This window comes from Pantoea sp. Fr-CA_6, assembly GCF_024520895.1.
Lineage (GTDB): Bacteria > Pseudomonadota > Gammaproteobacteria > Enterobacterales > Enterobacteriaceae > Pantoea > Pantoea agglomerans.
Genome location: NZ_JALNPO010000002.1, coordinates 523,809 through 539,328 on the forward strand (window position 1 = coordinate 523,809; position 15,520 = coordinate 539,328).

Here is a 15,520-nt window from a genome sequence, read left to right on the forward strand (position 1 = left end):
CCTCCTCCGCCACATTTTACAGGCCAGCACTCAGTGCTGGCCTGTTTCGTTTCTGCCCTCACTGTTACTTCTTCCTGTCTGAAAAAAGCGTGCCACTCTCTGTGACGCGTGGCTGCGCATTCATCTCTCCGGTGCATCTCTGCTATAGTCCTCTCACCGTTTTTGCAAACATCTGGCGCTTTTCTGAGGCGAGCTGAGTTACACTGTTGATTACATCGCTCTGAGGCGAGCTAATGGGTTGATAGCCAGAGTGTTTCTTTACTGAATGAATGGAATAGGCACAATGATCAAGAAACTGAGTCTTTGCGCATTGTCAGTGCTCGCTGCATTGCCGGTCGGAACGGTAGCATTTGCTGCTGAGGGTGATATGCAGCTGCAACAGGTGCTGATGTTAAGTCGTCACAATCTGCGTGCACCGCTGGCTGATAATGGCAGCGTGCTGGCGCAGTCGACCAAAAAGAGCTGGCCGCAGTGGGATGTTCCCGGCGGACAGCTGACCACCAAAGGTGGTGTGCTGGAAGTCTACATGGGTAACTACACCCGTCAGTGGCTGGCACAGCAGGGCCTGGTGAAGAACGGCAGCTGTCCTGACAGCAATAACGTCTTTGTTTACGCCAACAGCCTGCAGCGCACTGTGGCCACCGCCCAGTTCTTTGTTAATGGCGCCTTCCCGGGCTGTGACGTCGCGGTCTCTCATCAGGATGAAATGGGTTCCATGGATCCTATCTTCAATCCGGTTATCACAGATGGCAGTGAAGCATTCAACAAGAAAGCGCTGGCTGAGATGGCCGCTGCAAATGAAAAACTGTCGCTGAAGCCTGCCTTCCAGCGCCTGGAAAAGATTGTTGACTACAAAGCATCTCCTGCCTGCAACAATAAAAAGCAGTGCGATCTCAGCAGTGGTCAGAACACCTTCAGCGCTGAAAATGGTAAAGAACCGAATGTCAGTGGCCCGCTGAAAACGGGGAATTCCCTGATGGATGCGTTCACGCTGCAATATTACGAAGGTTTCCCGCTGGATCAGGTTGCATGGGGTCAGATCAAAACGCCTGAGCAGTGGAAAGAGCTGTCAGCGATTAAAAATGGTTACCAGGATGCGCTGTTTACCAGCCCGGACATTTCCCGTGAAGTGGCGGCACCGCTGGTGGACTACATCCGCAGTCAGTTAGTGGACCAGGACAAAGCCAACGCGCCAAAAATTACGCTGATGGTAGGCCATGACTCAAACATCGCCTCGCTGCTGAGCGCGTTGCAGGTCAAGCCTTATGAACTGCCTGATACCTTCGAAAAAACGCCGATTGGCGGTCAGGTTGTTTTCGAACGCTGGCATGATGCGAAAAACGATAAAGACCTGCTCAAAGTTGAGTATGTCTATCAGAGCGCCGATCAGCTGCGCAACGCAGACGTGCTGAGCCTGAAGAACCCACCGAAGCGCGTTACGCTGCAGCTGGCGGGTTGTGAGACCGATGCAAACGGCTATTGCAGCTGGGATCAGTTCTCTCAGGTGCTGAATGCTGCGTTGCAGGGCACGCCAATGCAGCCAGTGGCGGCACCACAACCGGCAGCCCAGTCTGACGACGACAGTGCGAAAGCCGCAGCGACCAATGACGCTGCTGCTGATAAGGCTGAAGCGGATAAAGCGACCGCGGCGAAAGAGAAGGCTGACGCCGATAAAGCTGCCGCTGAGAAGTCTGAAGCCGATAAAGCCGCCGCTGAAAAAGCAAAAGCGGACAAGGCAGCAGCCGATAAAGCAGCAGCCGAGAAGGCAAAAGCGGACAAGGCAGCAGCCGATAAAGCAGCAGCCGAGAAGGCAAAAGCGGACAAGGCAGCAGCCGATAAAGACGCCGCTGAGAAGGCAAAAGCGGACAAGGCAGCAGCGGATAAAGCCGCCGCTGAGAAAGCGAAAGTGGACAACGCGGCAGCGAAATCAGCCAGTGCCGATAAAGGTGCGGCTGACCAGGCTAACGCCTCGAACATGCCTGCAACAGCGCACAACGACGAATCAAAGTCAGCAGCTGTGGCAACACAGTAATCGTGCTATCCGGCTGATAATAAAAAACCCCGTCGAGACGGGGTTTTTTTATGGCTGTAAGGCGATTAACCCGCCACGACCACCAGTTTCTGGTTAGCAAACTCTTTGATACCCAGATCAGACAACTCACGGCCATAACCTGAACGTTTCACGCCACCAAAGGGCAGTTCCGCTGAGGTGTCGCTCTGAGAGTTGATAAACACCATGCCGGTTTCAATGGCAGAGGCCAGTTTACGACCCCGTGCAATATCGCGTGTCCAGACCGAGCCGCCCAGACCATAGTGAGAGTCGTTCGCCAGCGCCACAGCCGCCTGATCGTCACCTATGACATAAATCTGCGCGACCGGACCGAAGAACTCCTGATAATAGGCGGGATTATCCGGGGTAATGCCAGTGAGAATGGTTGGCTGATAGTAGCAACCTGCACCTTCAACGGCTTTGCCGCCCGTAACCAGTTTTGCGCCATTGGCGACGGCTTCGTCTACCTGTTTCACCAGGCGATCACGCGCGTCAGCGGAGGAGAGCGGGCCAAGCGTGGTCTTTTCATCCAGCGGATCGCCCAGCGTGGCAGAACTCAGCGCGGCGCTGAACTGGCTGATAAAGCGATCGGCAATCTTCTCATGCAGAATAAAACGTTTTGCGGCGGTACAGACCTGGCCGCAGTTGCTGAGGCGAGCCTGCACACCCTGACGTACCGCTTCGTCGAGATCGGCATCATCCAGCACCACAAACACGTCGTTGCCACCCAGCTCCAGCGTCGATTTCTTAAGATGCTTACCGGCCTGCTCAGCCACGGCGCTGCCAGCGCGCTCGGATCCGGTCAGGGCGACACCCTGCACCCGGTCGTCAGCAATCAGAGCGGCGACCTGATCGGTGGAGATGAACAGGTTAGTCCAGGCCCCTTCAGGCGCACCCGCTTCACGAACCAGCTTCTCAAAGACATCGGCACAGTGCGGCACGATATTGGCATGTTTTGCCAGCACCGGGTTACCCAGCGCCAGATTAGGTGCCAGCACGCGCATCAGCTGATAGTAAGGGAAGTTCCACGGCTCGACGGCGACTAAAACGCCAATCGGATGATACTCAACCCAGGCTTCGCCCAGATCGCTGGGATAGGACTGCGGCTGCAGAATACGTTCCGCATTCTCTGCGTAGTAGCGGGCAATCTGCGAACAGATTTTCACTTCTCCGCGGCTCTGACCAATCAGTTTACCCATCTCTTTACTGGCGATGGTGGCCAGTTCTTCCGCGCGGCTATCAATCAGGTCAGCCAGTTTTTTCAGTACCTGCAGACGCGGCTGAATATCACCTTTGCTCCATGAAGAATGGAAAAGGCGATCGGCCACTTCGAGGGCATGGCTGACGGCGGCTTCATCGTGTGACGGCCAGCTTTTCAGCAACTGGTTGTTTGCGGGATTAATGCTTTGATAGGAAGACATAACGTACTCCTTGGTGAGCTAAAAATTGAGGGCGGGAAAGTCCCGCCCCTGAATCAGACGTTCTTACGTTCTACGGGCTTGTCATCCCAGGTCAGGAGATCTTTATCGGTTTTTTCAAAGGCGCGAATCAGCACGTCATCACTGCCTTGCTGACGCCAGATCTCTTCTGCCAGTTTTTCATCGTAGTCAGCCACTTCGAAAATGGCCTCGGCAATTTCAGGGGAGGTATGACGCAGACTTGCCCATTCGCCAACGTGATGTGCTTTCGATTGTTCAGTAGACATACTTTTCTCCTTTGATTAAATCAGTCCTGCAGTTTGACGGTCAGTCCGGCAACATGTTCGCCCTGAAAACGGGCGATATTCAGTTCCGCTTCGGTAGGCTGACGCGAACCATCGCCGCCCGCCAGGGTGGTGGCTCCATAAGGCGTTCCACCGCGAACCTGTGAAATATCGAACAACTCTTTGGTTCCGTAGCCGATTGGCACAATCACCATGCCGTGATGCGCCAGGGTGGTCCAGACAGACGTGATGGTCTGTTCCTGTCCGCCGCCGGTGCCGGTTGAGGTAAAGACGCTGGCAACCTTGCCAAACAGCGCGCCTGACGCCCAGAGTCCGCCGGTGCGATCCCAGAATGTCCGCATCTGTCCGGCCATGTTGCCGAAGCGGGTCGGGGTACCGACGATAATCGCGTCATAGTGCGGCAGCACCTCAGGCGTGGCTTCTGCCGCCTGCTGATCGGTTTTGCCGCCCACCTGGGCAAAGCGATCGGCCTCCATCGTTTCTGGTACCCGCAGGATATCCACTTCCGCGCCGGGAACCCGACGAGCGCCTTCTGCAACCGCGTTCGCCATTGTTTCAATATGTCCGTACATCGAGTAGTAGAGCACCAGAATCTTAGCCATTGATCTCTCCAGATGGTTTTGACGTCCAGAAAAAGTATAGAAGAGCTTTCATTTTACGCAGGCGATGCCGAAGCCGGAACGGAGGAGTCGGGCAATAAATCAGCAGCTAATCGGTTGTAAGTCGGCAGAGTGTTCGTTGTTTAGCCAAATTTCTGGTGATTACTCTGTTGCTAAATGTGACTGGCGGACGAGTGAAAGGATAATCTGGCTATTATTTAAACATGGGCTGAGCTCGCGTTTCGGGCCGTCAGCCCTCTGTTTTTAATTCTTAATTATCGCACTACGCGACAGGAGCAAATCATGACAACACATCGTGGGGGTTCTGGAAATTTTGCTGAAAACCGTGAACGTGCCGCAGAAGCGGGACGTAAAGGGGGAAAAAACAGCGGCGGTAATTTTAAAAACGATCCGCAGCGCGCCGCGCGCGCCGGGGAGAAAGGGGGACGCAGCAGCCCTAAAAAACCGGACGCATAACCCCACACTGCCGCCGGTTGAGACCGGCGGTTAACGTCGTTGCTTTTCCCCCTCGCTCTCCCCACAATATTGTCCGGACACATCATCAGGTGAATTATGTCGGACACACTCCGCGGTTTAACCCTGCGCCTGACGCGGCAGGAGCTGGTATTACTTTTCATCACCATGATCTGGGGCGGCACCTTTCTGGTGGTGCATCGTGCGATGCAGCACTCCGGCCCGTTTTTCTTTGTCGGCCTGCGTTTTGCCACCGCCGCGCTGCTGCTGGCGCTCTTTTTCCGCCGCTATCTGGCAGGCATGACCTGGCTGGAGGTGAAAGCGGGTGCGCTGATTGGCCTGTCGATCGCCGGGGGCTATGGTCTTCAGACGTGGGGAATGCAGACCATCTCCAGCAGTCAGTCCGCCTTTCTCACCGCGCTCTATGTCCCTGTCGTGCCGTTGCTGCAATGGCTGTTTCTGCGCCGTCCGCCGGGATTGATGTCGTGGCTGGGGATTGTACTGGCGTTTACCGGCCTGCTGCTGGTGGCCGGGCCGCAGGATGGTCGCATCACTCTGAATGCAGGTGAAATAGCGACGCTGATCAGTACCCTGGCGATCGCCGCCGAGATCATCTTAATCAGCCGCTATGCCGGTAAGGTCGATGTGCGCCGTGTGACCCTGATCCAGCTGGCGGTGGCGTCGCTGTGCGCCTTTGGTCTGATGATCCCCAATGGGGAAACGGTGCCTGCCATCTCAACGCCGCTGCTGCTCAGCGCGCTGGGGCTGGGTGCGGCCAGCGCCCTGATTCAGGTCACCATGAACTGGGCGCAACGCAGCGTTTCGCCGACCCGCGCCACGGTGATTTATGCCGGGGAACCAGTCTGGGCCGGCGTCGTGGGGCGTATTGCGGGTGAGCGCCTGCCTGCGCTGGCGTTGCTGGGCGGCGCGCTGATCGTCTGCGGGGTGATCGTCAGTGAGCTGCGGCTGAAACGAAAAAAAGCGGTGCAGCCTGCTGCCACACCGCTGGAGTAGGTCGTTAACCCTGCTGTCGCGCCAGGGGCTTGTCCTGCTTTGCCGCACTGCGTCGGCGCAGAATCGCATTAAGGATAATCGCGCCAAAGGTGGCGGTACCGATACCCCCCAGCGTGAAAGAACCGATTTTCAGCGCGAAATCACCGGCGCCGAGCACCAGTGTGGTCGCCACCATGATCAGGTTACTGTTCTGGCCTAAATCAACATGGTTCTGCACCCAGATGCGGGCACCTGCTACCGCAATCAGCCCGAACACCACAATGGATGCGCCGCCAATCACCGGGGCCGGAATGGTGTGGATCAGCGCACCAAACTTCGGCGAGAAACCGGCGAGGATGGCGATGACCGCCGCGGCGACAAATGCCAGCGTAGAATAGACTTTGGTCACCGCCATCACCCCGATATTTTCGGCATAGGTGGTGACGCCACTGCCGCCGATCGAGCCGGAGAGCATGGTGGCCAGGCCATCGCCAACAAAAGCGCGTCCCATGTAAGGATCGAGATTGCGTCCGGTCATACCCGCCACCGCTTTCAGATGCCCGAGGTTTTCAGCCACCAGAATGATCGCCACCGGGGCGATCAGCACCATCGCCTGCAGATCAAAGGTGGGAGCGGTGGTGTGCGGCAGGCCAAACCAGGCGGCCTGTGACAGCATCGTAAAATCGACCGGCTTACCCAGCCCCAGACCGTTGGTCAGCAGCGCATAGATCGCCCAGGCCAGAATCAGGCCGACCAGAATCAGCAGTCGCTGAATCATCCCGTGGGTAAATACCGCTACCAGACCAATGCAGAGTACGGTCATCACCGCAACCCAGCTGTCGAATGACGAGGCGGAGACGCTGTGAACCGCAATCGGGGCCAGATTCAGCCCGATAGCCATCACCACTGCACCGGTCACGACCGGCGGCATCAGATTTTCAATCCAGCGCGTGCCGGACTTCATCACCACCAGACCAATCAGCGTGTAGAGCAGGCCGCAGGCGATCACGCCGCCTAGCGCCACGCTGAGATTGGGATTCAGCCCCTGACCACTGAAGCCGGTTACCGCAATGACCACGCCGACAAAGGCAGCGCTCGACCCGAGATAACTGGGCACCCGACCGCCGGTGATAAAGAAGAACAGCAGCGTGCCTATACCCGAGACCAGAATGGCCAGATTGGGATCCAGCCCCATCAGCAGGGGCATCAGCACCGTTGCGCCAAACATCGCCACCGCATGCTGTAAACCCAGCACCAGCGTCTGCCCCAGAGGCAGGGTCTCATCCGGGGCGATAATACCGTTTTCTGTTAATGCCGACTTCTTTTGCCATTGCGGAAACCAGGATCGTGCCATCGTCTACTCCAGAGCGTTATGAATGCCGGTGGGATTCAGGGAAGCGTTAACAGGCATCCTGCCGCAACAGGGGATGGTATCCCCGGTCAAACCACGCCAGACCGTGGGTGTCATCATTGCGCACTAACCCCACGACTTCGCAGAACAGCGTGTCATGCGTACCGACGCTGACAATCTGAGTAATGCGACAGTCAAAGGACGCGACGGCGCCGCTCAGCACTGGCGAGCCGGTCACGGCCGTTGACCACTCAGCGGCAATAAAACGATCAGCCATGGGCGTTTTGCCGCCGAAAAGATTGGAGAGCGTTTCATGGCCCGCCGCCAGCGTATTGACGCAGAGCTGCATATTTTCGCGGAACACCGGGTAAACCGAGGCAGAGCGGTTAAGACAGACCAGCAGCGTCGGCGGCGAATCCGTGACGCTGCACACCGCCGAGGCCGTAAAGCCTGCGCGTCCGGCTGGGCCTTCAGTGGTGATGATGTTGACCGCAGCACCCAGCCGCGACATCGCATTACGAAACTCAGTTTTCTCAACGGCAGGGGTAAGGGTATCCAGGCTCATCGTGTTCTCCGCGAAAAGGTTATCCGACGACGCGCTGCAGCGGCTGCACGTCATCAGTCTGATCCAGCCACTGCAGCAGCAGGGCATTAAAGTTTTCGGGGGCGGTGACGCTCATGGCGTGGCCGCCCCAGGCCATCATCTGTTCAGTCGCATTGGGCAGCGCCGCGGCCAGCTCAGTTGAGCAGCTCCACGGCACCAGCAGATCGTCCTGGCTGGCGATCACCAGCACCGGTTGTGGAATGGCAGCAGCCCGCGCGCTGAAGTCGGCGCTCATCAGGGCGTGCAGCCGCCGCATCAGATTTTCCATCCCCTGAAAATGTGCGACGTGATGGCTATCTTCCTGATCCAGCCGTGTCTGATGCTGTGCCATCCACTCCGCAGGATAGAGAAACAGCGGCTGAGCGCGGACAAATGCCTCGACGCCGACGTTGAGCAGCAGGTCCTGGCGTACCTGAAAGCAGCGACGGGTATGGGGATGCAGCGCCAGCCAGCCATTGATCACCGCGATCCGTTCGATCCGATCCGGATAATCCAGCGCCAGCTGCATCCCCATCAGACCGCCAAGCGCGTGACCGATCAGGCTGAAGCGCAGGATGCCGTGCTGCGCCAGCGCGGCGGCCAGTTCTGACGCCATCATCGCCATGCTGTAGCCTTCCGGCAGGCTGTCAGCGCTGCGACCGGTGCCGCGCTGGTCATAGGTCACCACCCGATAGCGTGCCGTTAGCGCGGCCAGCTGCGGCTGCCAGAAACCCGCCACGCCGCCCAGACCGGATGAGAGCACCAGTGTCGGTGCATCGGGATTTTGCAGACCCAGAATATCCAGCTGCATCAGACCTCCGCTTTGCCGATGTGCGCCACGCTGGCGATCTCAATCAGCGCGTCAGGCTTGACCAGCCCACACTGAATACAGAAGCGCGCCGGTTTTTCGCCGGGAAAGTACTCGGCATAAACCTGATTCACCGCGGCGTAGTTCGACCAGTCGGTGATAAAAATCGAATTAAACGTCACATCGGCCATGCTGCCACCGGCGGTCTCAATCACCTTTTTAATGGTTTCCAGCACGTGGCGTGTCTGCGCTGCGGCATCACCCACATGCACCACGTTGTTGTCAGCATCAAACGGCAGCGTACCCGAGACATAGACCACGCCATCCGCCAGCGTGCCGGGAACGAACGGGGCGATGGGGGTGGTGGTGCCTGGCGGAACAATAATACTTTTCGGCATAGCGTCGTCCTTATCGTGGATTAGCGGGCATTCAGGCTTTCGCAGAAGGTATCGACATCCGATACCCAGCCAAAAAAGGTTTCGATATTGAACAGGGCAGCCTGCTGAGCAAAGGGCGGGCCGGCCTGATAAGTGGCGTCTTCCAGCACCACGCCGAAGTACTCCAGAAAGAAGCCGTCGCGCAGCGTCGATTCAACGCAGACGTTGGTGGCGATGCCGGTAAACATCAGATGACGGATCCCGCGGCTGCGCAGCATGCTGTCGAGCGGGGTGTTATAGAAGCCGCTGTAACGCGATTTCGGCAGCACGATGTCACCGGGTTGTGGCACCAGTTCATCGACCAGCGCGTAATCCCAGCCGCCTTTTGACAGCAGCGACCCCTGCAGTTCAGGCCGTTTACGCATGGTTTTCAGGGCATTCGATTTGTGGAAATTGGGGGAACCAGCGTCGCCCGCTTCTACATAGTCACTGTCCCAGCCGTTCTGGAACCAGATGATCTGAACGCCTGCCGCACGGGCCGCCGTCACCGCCTGATAGATTTTCGCAATCACCGGCTTGGTGGCGGAAACATCGAAGCCCGCCAGATCGAGATAGCCGCCTTCAGTGGCGTAGGCGTTCTGCATATCCACGACAATCAGCGCGGTCTGGCCAGGCGGAAAGGCGATCGGCTCTGGCCGCGCCGGCAGTTCAACCTGGGGAACATCCGGCGTGTGAGCACAATAAACGGTAGCCATCATGCCACCTCCTGCTGTGCGTCGAGCAGGGCGCTGCGACAGGCCATCAGCGGCTGGATGTGCTGCCCGAAGTTCTCGATACCCTGCAGGAAGTCATCAAACGTCAGCAGCACGCCGTGGGTGCCTTCGACCTGCGCAACCTCATCCAGCATCCGCGCTACGCTGGCATACGACCCCACCAGGGTGCCCATATTGATATTGACTGCCGAGGTCGGATCCGCCATCTGGCGCACATTGGTGTCGCTGCCCGATTTGGTGTCCTGCTGACTCTGAGTGGTGAGCCAGGAGAGCGCCTCTTCATCCGCACCGGCTTTGTAGTGTTCCCACTTCGCCCGCGCTTCTTCGTCCGTTTCAGCAGCGATGATCATAAACAGCACATAGGAGCCGACATCGCGGCCCGCTTTTTCAGCGGCCTGCTTCATGCGAATCGAGGTAGAGCTGAACGCGGCAGGCGTGTTAACACCTTTACCAAAGCAGAAGTTGTAGTCGGCGTGCTGAGCAGAGAAGGCCATACCGGCATCGCTCTGTCCGGCGCAGATCACTTTCATCGGGCGCTGCGGCTGCGGACTCACCCGGCAGTCGTTCATGGTGAAGAACTCACCTTTAAAGTCCGATTTTCCGGTGCCCCACAGGTCGCGCAGCACGGTAACGTATTCGGTCAGATAAGCGTAGCGGCTGCTGAAGTACTCATCGCCAGGCCACATTCCCATCTGTTCATATTCCGGCTTCTGCCAGCCGGTCACCAGGTTGACGCCAAAGCGACCGCCTGAAATGGAATCGATGGTGGAGGCCATGCGCGCCACAATCGCCGGAGGCAGCGTCAGGGTGGCGGCGGTGGCGTAGATCTCAATGCGTGATGTCACGGCGGCCAGGCCTGCCATCAGGGTGAACGATTCGAGATTATGATCCCAGAACTCGGTTTTTCCGCCGAAGCCGCGCAGTTTGATCATCGAGAGCGCAAAATCGAAATGGTAATGCTCTGCTTTCAGCACGATCGCTTTGTTCAGTTCAAAGGTCGGCATGTACTGCGGCGCATTGGACGAAATCAGCCAGCCATTGTTACCAATCGGAATAAAGACGCCTATCTTCATGTGAAACCTCGTTGCGATGGGGGAAAGGTGTTTCACGCGCTGCACTGCATCCTGCATCGTCCGTGTGGGCCGCGCTCAGTCACAATTCTGCAAACGGTGTGCCACTTTTTTTATTGTTTTATATAACAGTGAGTTAAAATTAACCCGAAAGAGGTAAGTGGAGTAACTGGTCCATTTCAGACCGTCTGGTCAAAATTCGCTGCACGTTTTCCATGCAGGCTGAGCAAAAAAGGTGCAGGGCGCGGATTGGGCAGCGATGAATCCCTTTGCTATGATGCGCTGACACCAGAAGGATGAGGTAAACGTGTGAATACCGATGAAAAAAAGCCAACGCGACGTTCGCGTGCGGTCGCAGCGAAGCGGGCCGCCATACTGGAAGCGGCATTAACCTTCTTCTCACAGTTTGGCATTCACGGCACCAGCCTCGATAAGGTGGCCGAGCTGGCCGATGTCTCTAAAACCAATCTGCTCTACTATTTTCCCTCTAAAGAAGTGCTCTATGTGGCAGTGCTTAAGCAGATTCTGGATGTCTGGCTGGCACCGTTGCGCGCGCTGGCGCACGATCAGGATCCATTGGTCGCGATTCGGCGCTACATCCGGCTGAAGCTGGAAGTGTCGCGCGATCATCCTCAGGCTTCCCGGCTCTTCTGTCTGGAGATGCTGCAGGGTGCTCCGCTTCTGAAAGGGGAGCTGGCAGGCGATCTTAAGCAGCTGGTAGATGACAAAGCGGCAATTATTGAGCGCTGGATTGATGAAGGACGACTGGCAGGCGTACAGCCGCAGCATCTGATCTTTATGCTGTGGGCCACCACGCAGCATTACGCCGATTTTGCCACTCAGGTTGAGGCCGTTACCGGCCAGACGCTCAGCGATCCGGCATTTTTCGATCAGGCTGTTGATAACGTGCAGCGCATGATCATCGAAGGGATTCGCGTACGCTAATTCAGGATACATTCACGGTTCAGGTACGGAGTTAATCAATGGATTCTGTTTCGCAACTGGTGCTGGGTGCCTCAGTCAGTGTCGCAGTGATGGGACGTCGGGTACCGGTCTGGCAGGCCGCGCTGGTGGGCGGCGTCTGCGGCACCTTACCCGATCTCGATGTCTTTCTTGATCATGGCGATGCGATACGCAACATGACCCTGCATCGCACGGAAACGCATGCGCTGCTCTGGCTCTCGCTGCTCTCGCCACTGATTGCATGGCTGGTGGCGGGTCTGTTTCGTCAGCGGGTGAAGTGGGCAGCATGGTGGCCTGCCATCTGGCTGGCGCTGATTACCCATCCGCTGCTCGATTTGATGACGGTGTATGGCACCCAGCTTGGCCTGCCGATCACCGATTATCCTTATGCCATCGGCAGTATCTACATCGTCGATCCACTCTATACCCTGCCGCTGCTGGCAGGCCTGGGCGTCGCGCTCTGGCGGCGCAGTGATAAAGGTCTGCGCGGAAACCGGCTCGGGCTGATGCTGAGTACCCTTTATCTGGTCTGGAGCGTGGTGATTCAGGGCGTCGCAGGCTGGCAGATCAGAGCGTCGCTGGCGGAGCAGGGTATTCCGGACAATAAAGTGCTGGTGACGCCGACGGCCTTTAATACGCTGGTATGGCGCAGCGTGATTATGACGCCGGATCGCTATGGCGAAGTTTACTGGTCGCTGTTGTCGCCCTCACGGCCACTGCAGGTGGCGTGGTACCCGCGTCATCCTGAACTGTTCGACGCCTTTCGGGGCAGCTGGTATGCAGAACGTGTCGCCTGGTTCAGCCACGGCTTCTACGCGCTGCGTGAGCAGGACGGGCAGACGACGATTGCCGACCTGCGCATGGGCGAAGGCGATAAGTATACCTTCACCTTTGGTCTGGGCACGCCTCAGCAGCCCGATCCCCGGCCGCAGCGCTTACCTTATGAACGCCCCTCTTTATCCGCCATTTTCTCTGCGCTGGGCGATCGCCTGTAAAAAAAAGCCCGGTCATCTGACCGGGCTTTGTTCATGATATTACCGATTAGCGGCTACGACGATTACGCAGCATCCAGCCGACACCCAGCAGGGCAAACCAGAGTGGCGTAACCATCAGCGCCTGGCGCGTATCTTCCTGCAGCGCCAGCAGCACCAGCACAAATGCGAAGAATGCCATGCAGACCCAGCACATGAATTTGCCCAGCGGCATCTTAAATGCCGACTCCGCATGGCGCTGCGGATGCTTTTTACGGTAGGCCAGATAGCTGCACAGAATGATGGTCCAGACGAACATAAACAGAATGGCCGAGACGGTGGTCACCAGCGTGAAGACCTTCATTACATCCGGGATCAGGTAGATCAACGCCACACCAATCAGCAGGCACAGGCAGGAGAAAAACAGGCCGGTAGTCGGCACCGCACGGGCAGAGAGTCGGCCAAAGGCGCGGCTGGCCACACCCTGCTGCGACAGGCCATAGAGCATACGGCTGGTGGAGAAGATGCCGCTGTTGGCTGAGGAGGCGGCAGAAGTCAGCACCACAAAGTTAACGATACTCGCAGCCGCAGGCAGACCAATCAGAACGAACATCTCAACAAACGGACTGCGATCGGCCATCACCTGGGTCCAGGGCGTTACCGCCATAATCACCATCAGCGCCAGCACGTAAAACATAATGACCCGCAACGGAATCGCATTAATCGCGCGCGGTAACACTTTATGCGGATTGTGGGTTTCAGCCGCTGCCGTGCCCACCAGTTCAATGCCGACAAAGGCAAACACCGCAATCTGGAAGCCGGCAAAGAAGCCGCTGAGGCCTTTCGGGAACATGCCGCCGTGATCCCAGATGTTGCTGAGTGACGCTGTGCCGCCGCCCGGTGAGGGGTAGTGAATCGATACCAGCACAATCCCGGTTACGATCAGTGCCACAATGGCGACGATTTTAATGATCGCAAACCAGAACTCCATCTCGCCAAACAGCTTGACGGTGGCAATATTGAGCGCCAGAAAAACCACCACGCAAAGCAGGGCGCTCATCCAGATCGAGAAGCCCGGAAACCAGAGCTGGAAATAGGCGCTGATTGCCACCACGTCGGCAATGCCAGTTACCACCCAACAGAACCAGTAGGTCCAGCCGGTAAAGTAGCCCGCCCACGGGCCAAGCAGATCAGCGGCAAAATCGCTAAAGGATTTGTACTCAAGGTTGGAGAGCAGCAGCTCCCCCATGGCGCGCATCACAAAGAACAGCATAAAACCGATGATCATATAGACAAAAATGATCGAGGGGCCAGCCAGGCTGATGGTTTTACCTGAGCCCATAAACAGGCCGGTACCGATAGCGCCACCAATGGCGATCAGCTGGATGTGACGATTGTGCAGATTGCGCTGGAGTTTATCGGGCGTCTCGTGGGTGCTTGCGGTTTCTTTAGATTGATCAACCATAGAATTGTCTTTCCTGTCGTGATGTTGTGTTCAGCTCTGCTGGCTGTTAGTCAAGGCGTCTGCCTGAGGGCAAGTCGGCATAAGATAGAGGAAGAGAGCCGGAATCGGGTAACGCTTTTTTACCAATTGTGATGCCTGCCATCCCGGAAGCGGCAATAAAGCGCGATTTTGTTCAAACCTTCGTCAGCCTGGGTAATTATTCATCACGTTATGTCAGTCAGGCGGCGTGAAGGGCGATGGGCTTCTACACTTTTTGTTTGCTAATCATCATGCTGCGAGAGGGACTATGCGCACGCTTATCCTGTTTTTGCTATTGCTTGCGCTGGGATGGGTCAGCTTACCCTGGCTTAAGCAGCATCTGCCGCCGCAGTTTAATCCCTTTACGCCACTCTCTGTTACCGATCCGCCGGGCTGGATGACGCAGATTAAGATGAAAAGGCTGGCCAGCGATCCCGACGCATGTCTGGCGGTGATGCGCCGCGCTCAACAGGCGGGCTGGGTCAGCTTCAGCGAGCGTCCGGACGTCACGGGTCACTGTCCGCTCAGTCATCCGCTGCGGGTTCAGAAATTTGGCCCGGTCAGCCTCAGCAGCAGCTTTCTGGCCAGCTGTCCTATGGCCGTCGCCAGCACCATGTATGCTCTGCGCAGTCGTGAACAGACCGCCAGAGAGTTGCACAGTCCACTGGTACGAATTACCCATGTCGGCAGTTACGCCTGCCGTAATATTTATCATCGTGCCCAGGGGCGGCTCAGTGAACATGCCACCGCCGATGCCTGGGATGTGACAGGCTTTCAGCTGGCTGATGGCCAGCGGCTTGAGGTCAATCGTCACTGGCAACAGCCGGAAGAAAAAGCGGCAATGCTTCATACGCTGTGGCGTGGCGGCTGTGAGGTATTCGGCAATGCGCTGGGGCCGGACTATAACGCCGCTCATGCCTCACATTTTCATCTGGGTATGCGTGGTGCAGGCTACTGCCGATAAATCATCAGACAGGATTAATACCGTGTTTGATTAAGAAATGTTCTTATGGTGCCAGTAAAACCCATCCAGTTATCATTGCTGAACCTGAACCCTTACTGAAATAGTCTGACAACAGGTCAGGATGCGCATAAAAAAGCCGATTTCAGGGCCATCTGTAAGAATAAAACGATGCCTGCGGGATAAAACCCATGTGCAGATTCTCAGCCTCATTTGCTCAGCGCCTGCTGGCGGCATGATGAAATTATTTCACGGTTGCGCTAGCAGAAATAAGGGAAAGGTATCGCATAAATAAAGCGTGCGTGATTGAGAAAAGAACGGATTTTTCCTGCAAATTTATT

16 protein-coding genes are annotated in these 15,520 nt (G+C 56.9%); 6 read left to right on the plus strand and 10 right to left on the minus strand.

Annotated elements, in window-relative coordinates; translation table 11 throughout:
• Positions 1 to 283: 283 nt before the first annotated feature.
• Entirely contained in the window at positions 284 to 2,032 is a 1,749-nt protein-coding gene (agp, locus tag NR201_RS05610) for a bifunctional glucose-1-phosphatase/inositol phosphatase (RefSeq protein ID WP_256849476.1), read from the plus strand.
• Positions 2,033 to 2,097: 65 nt separating this feature from the next.
• On the opposite strand, the gene NR201_RS05615 is transcribed toward agp, so the two are convergent.
• From NR201_RS05615 to wrbA, 3 genes are read right to left on the minus strand one after another with little or no spacing between them, the layout of a single operon-like run.
• A complete protein-coding gene (locus NR201_RS05615) occupies positions 2,098 to 3,471 on the minus strand; it encodes an NAD-dependent succinate-semialdehyde dehydrogenase (RefSeq protein ID WP_010246640.1) in 1,374 nt (457 codons plus the stop codon).
• Between the two features lie 53 nt (positions 3,472 to 3,524).
• Entirely contained in the window at positions 3,525 to 3,755 is a 231-nt protein-coding gene (locus NR201_RS05620; RefSeq protein ID WP_010246639.1) for a YccJ family protein, read from the minus strand.
• 20 nt (positions 3,756 to 3,775) lie between these two features.
• Positions 3,776 to 4,375 carry an NAD(P)H:quinone oxidoreductase gene (gene wrbA / locus NR201_RS05625; RefSeq protein ID WP_022625914.1) on the minus strand — a complete coding sequence of 200 codons (600 nt, stop codon included), beginning with the start codon at positions 4,373 to 4,375 and terminating at the stop codon, positions 3,776 to 3,778.
• Between the two features lie 300 nt (positions 4,376 to 4,675).
• Between wrbA and NR201_RS05630 the strand changes: the two genes are divergently transcribed.
• Both NR201_RS05630 and NR201_RS05635 read left to right on the plus strand, forming a co-directional pair.
• Positions 4,676 to 4,849, plus strand: a complete 174-nt coding sequence (locus NR201_RS05630) for a general stress protein (RefSeq protein WP_010246636.1) — start codon at positions 4,676 to 4,678, stop codon at positions 4,847 to 4,849.
• A gap of 96 nt (positions 4,850 to 4,945) precedes the next feature.
• Positions 4,946 to 5,860, plus strand: a complete 915-nt coding sequence (locus NR201_RS05635) for a DMT family transporter (RefSeq protein WP_010669796.1) — start codon at positions 4,946 to 4,948, stop codon at positions 5,858 to 5,860.
• Positions 5,861 to 5,864: 4 nt separating this feature from the next.
• Here NR201_RS05635 and rutG read toward each other — a convergent pair whose 3' ends face one another.
• From rutG to rutA, 6 genes are read right to left on the minus strand one after another with little or no spacing between them, the layout of a single operon-like run.
• Positions 5,865 to 7,193 (minus strand): pyrimidine utilization transport protein G, encoded by a 1,329-nt coding sequence (rutG, locus tag NR201_RS05640; RefSeq protein ID WP_033779456.1) that lies wholly within the window; start codon positions 7,191 to 7,193, stop codon positions 5,865 to 5,867.
• A 46-nt stretch (positions 7,194 to 7,239) separates the two neighbouring features.
• Positions 7,240 to 7,755: an NADH-dependent FMN reductase RutF gene (gene rutF, locus NR201_RS05645; protein WP_029518970.1), complete on the minus strand. Its 516-nt coding sequence runs from the start codon at positions 7,753 to 7,755 to the stop codon at positions 7,240 to 7,242.
• Positions 7,756 to 7,774: 19 nt separating this feature from the next.
• Entirely contained in the window at positions 7,775 to 8,584 is an 810-nt protein-coding gene (rutD, locus tag NR201_RS05650) for a pyrimidine utilization protein D (protein ID WP_157351827.1), read from the minus strand.
• A complete protein-coding gene (gene rutC, locus NR201_RS05655) occupies positions 8,584 to 8,979 on the minus strand; it encodes a pyrimidine utilization protein C (RefSeq protein ID WP_010246626.1) in 396 nt (131 codons plus the stop codon). Before rutC ends, rutD begins: the two co-directional genes overlap by 1 nt.
• A 20-nt stretch (positions 8,980 to 8,999) precedes the next feature.
• A complete protein-coding gene (rutB, locus tag NR201_RS05660) occupies positions 9,000 to 9,713 on the minus strand; it encodes a pyrimidine utilization protein B (RefSeq protein ID WP_033767366.1) in 714 nt (237 codons plus the stop codon).
• The gene (rutA, locus tag NR201_RS05665) at positions 9,713 to 10,804 is read right to left on the minus strand and encodes a pyrimidine utilization protein A (RefSeq protein WP_010669800.1); all 1,092 of its coding nucleotides are present in this window, start codon (positions 10,802 to 10,804) and stop codon (positions 9,713 to 9,715) included. The genes rutB and rutA overlap by 1 nt, the downstream gene beginning before the upstream one ends.
• Positions 10,805 to 11,110: 306 nt before the next feature.
• On the opposite strand from rutA, the gene rutR reads away from it, so the two are divergent.
• Positions 11,111 to 11,746, plus strand: coding sequence for an HTH-type transcriptional regulator RutR (rutR, locus tag NR201_RS05670; protein ID WP_003849991.1), 636 nt, complete (start codon positions 11,111 to 11,113; stop codon positions 11,744 to 11,746).
• A gap of 38 nt (positions 11,747 to 11,784) precedes the next feature.
• Positions 11,785 to 12,759: a metal-dependent hydrolase gene (locus tag NR201_RS05675; protein WP_256849477.1), complete on the plus strand. Its 975-nt coding sequence runs from the start codon at positions 11,785 to 11,787 to the stop codon at positions 12,757 to 12,759.
• 46 nt (positions 12,760 to 12,805) lie between these two features.
• Here the strand turns inward: NR201_RS05675 and cycA are convergent, their stop codons facing one another.
• Positions 12,806 to 14,200: a D-serine/D-alanine/glycine transporter gene (gene cycA / locus NR201_RS05680; RefSeq protein ID WP_256849478.1), complete on the minus strand. Its 1,395-nt coding sequence runs from the start codon at positions 14,198 to 14,200 to the stop codon at positions 12,806 to 12,808.
• A gap of 286 nt (positions 14,201 to 14,486) precedes the next feature.
• Here cycA and NR201_RS05685 point away from each other — a divergent pair, with 286 nt between their 5' ends.
• Entirely contained in the window at positions 14,487 to 15,182 is a 696-nt protein-coding gene (locus NR201_RS05685; protein ID WP_122458921.1) for an extensin family protein, read from the plus strand.
• Positions 15,183 to 15,520 lie beyond the last annotated feature (338 nt).

Excerpts from the sequence above, each read along its gene's own strand:
- cycA (WP_256849478.1), bottom strand. The coding sequence starts at position 14,200 with ATGGTTGATCAATCTAAAGAAACCGCAAGCACCCACGAGACGCCCGAT.
- rutA (WP_010669800.1), bottom strand. The coding sequence starts at position 10,804 with ATGAAGATAGGCGTCTTTATTCCGATTGGTAACAATGGCTGGCTGATT.
- rutD (WP_157351827.1), bottom strand. The coding sequence starts at position 8,584 with ATGCAGCTGGATATTCTGGGTCTGCAAAATCCCGATGCACCGACACTG.
- NR201_RS05635 (WP_010669796.1), top strand. The coding sequence starts at position 4,946 with ATGTCGGACACACTCCGCGGTTTAACCCTGCGCCTGACGCGGCAGGAG.
- rutG (WP_033779456.1), bottom strand. The coding sequence starts at position 7,193 with ATGGCACGATCCTGGTTTCCGCAATGGCAAAAGAAGTCGGCATTAACA.
- agp (WP_256849476.1), top strand. The coding sequence starts at position 284 with ATGATCAAGAAACTGAGTCTTTGCGCATTGTCAGTGCTCGCTGCATTG.
- wrbA (WP_022625914.1), bottom strand. The coding sequence starts at position 4,375 with ATGGCTAAGATTCTGGTGCTCTACTACTCGATGTACGGACATATTGAA.
- rutF (WP_029518970.1), bottom strand. The coding sequence starts at position 7,755 with ATGAGCCTGGATACCCTTACCCCTGCCGTTGAGAAAACTGAGTTTCGT.
- NR201_RS05630 (WP_010246636.1), top strand. The coding sequence starts at position 4,676 with ATGACAACACATCGTGGGGGTTCTGGAAATTTTGCTGAAAACCGTGAA.
- NR201_RS05620 (WP_010246639.1), bottom strand. The coding sequence starts at position 3,755 with ATGTCTACTGAACAATCGAAAGCACATCACGTTGGCGAATGGGCAAGT.
- NR201_RS05615 (WP_010246640.1), bottom strand. The coding sequence starts at position 3,471 with ATGTCTTCCTATCAAAGCATTAATCCCGCAAACAACCAGTTGCTGAAA.
- rutB (WP_033767366.1), bottom strand. The coding sequence starts at position 9,713 with ATGGCTACCGTTTATTGTGCTCACACGCCGGATGTTCCCCAGGTTGAA.
- NR201_RS05675 (WP_256849477.1), top strand. The coding sequence starts at position 11,785 with ATGGATTCTGTTTCGCAACTGGTGCTGGGTGCCTCAGTCAGTGTCGCA.
- rutC (WP_010246626.1), bottom strand. The coding sequence starts at position 8,979 with ATGCCGAAAAGTATTATTGTTCCGCCAGGCACCACCACCCCCATCGCC.
- NR201_RS05685 (WP_122458921.1), top strand. The coding sequence starts at position 14,487 with ATGCGCACGCTTATCCTGTTTTTGCTATTGCTTGCGCTGGGATGGGTC.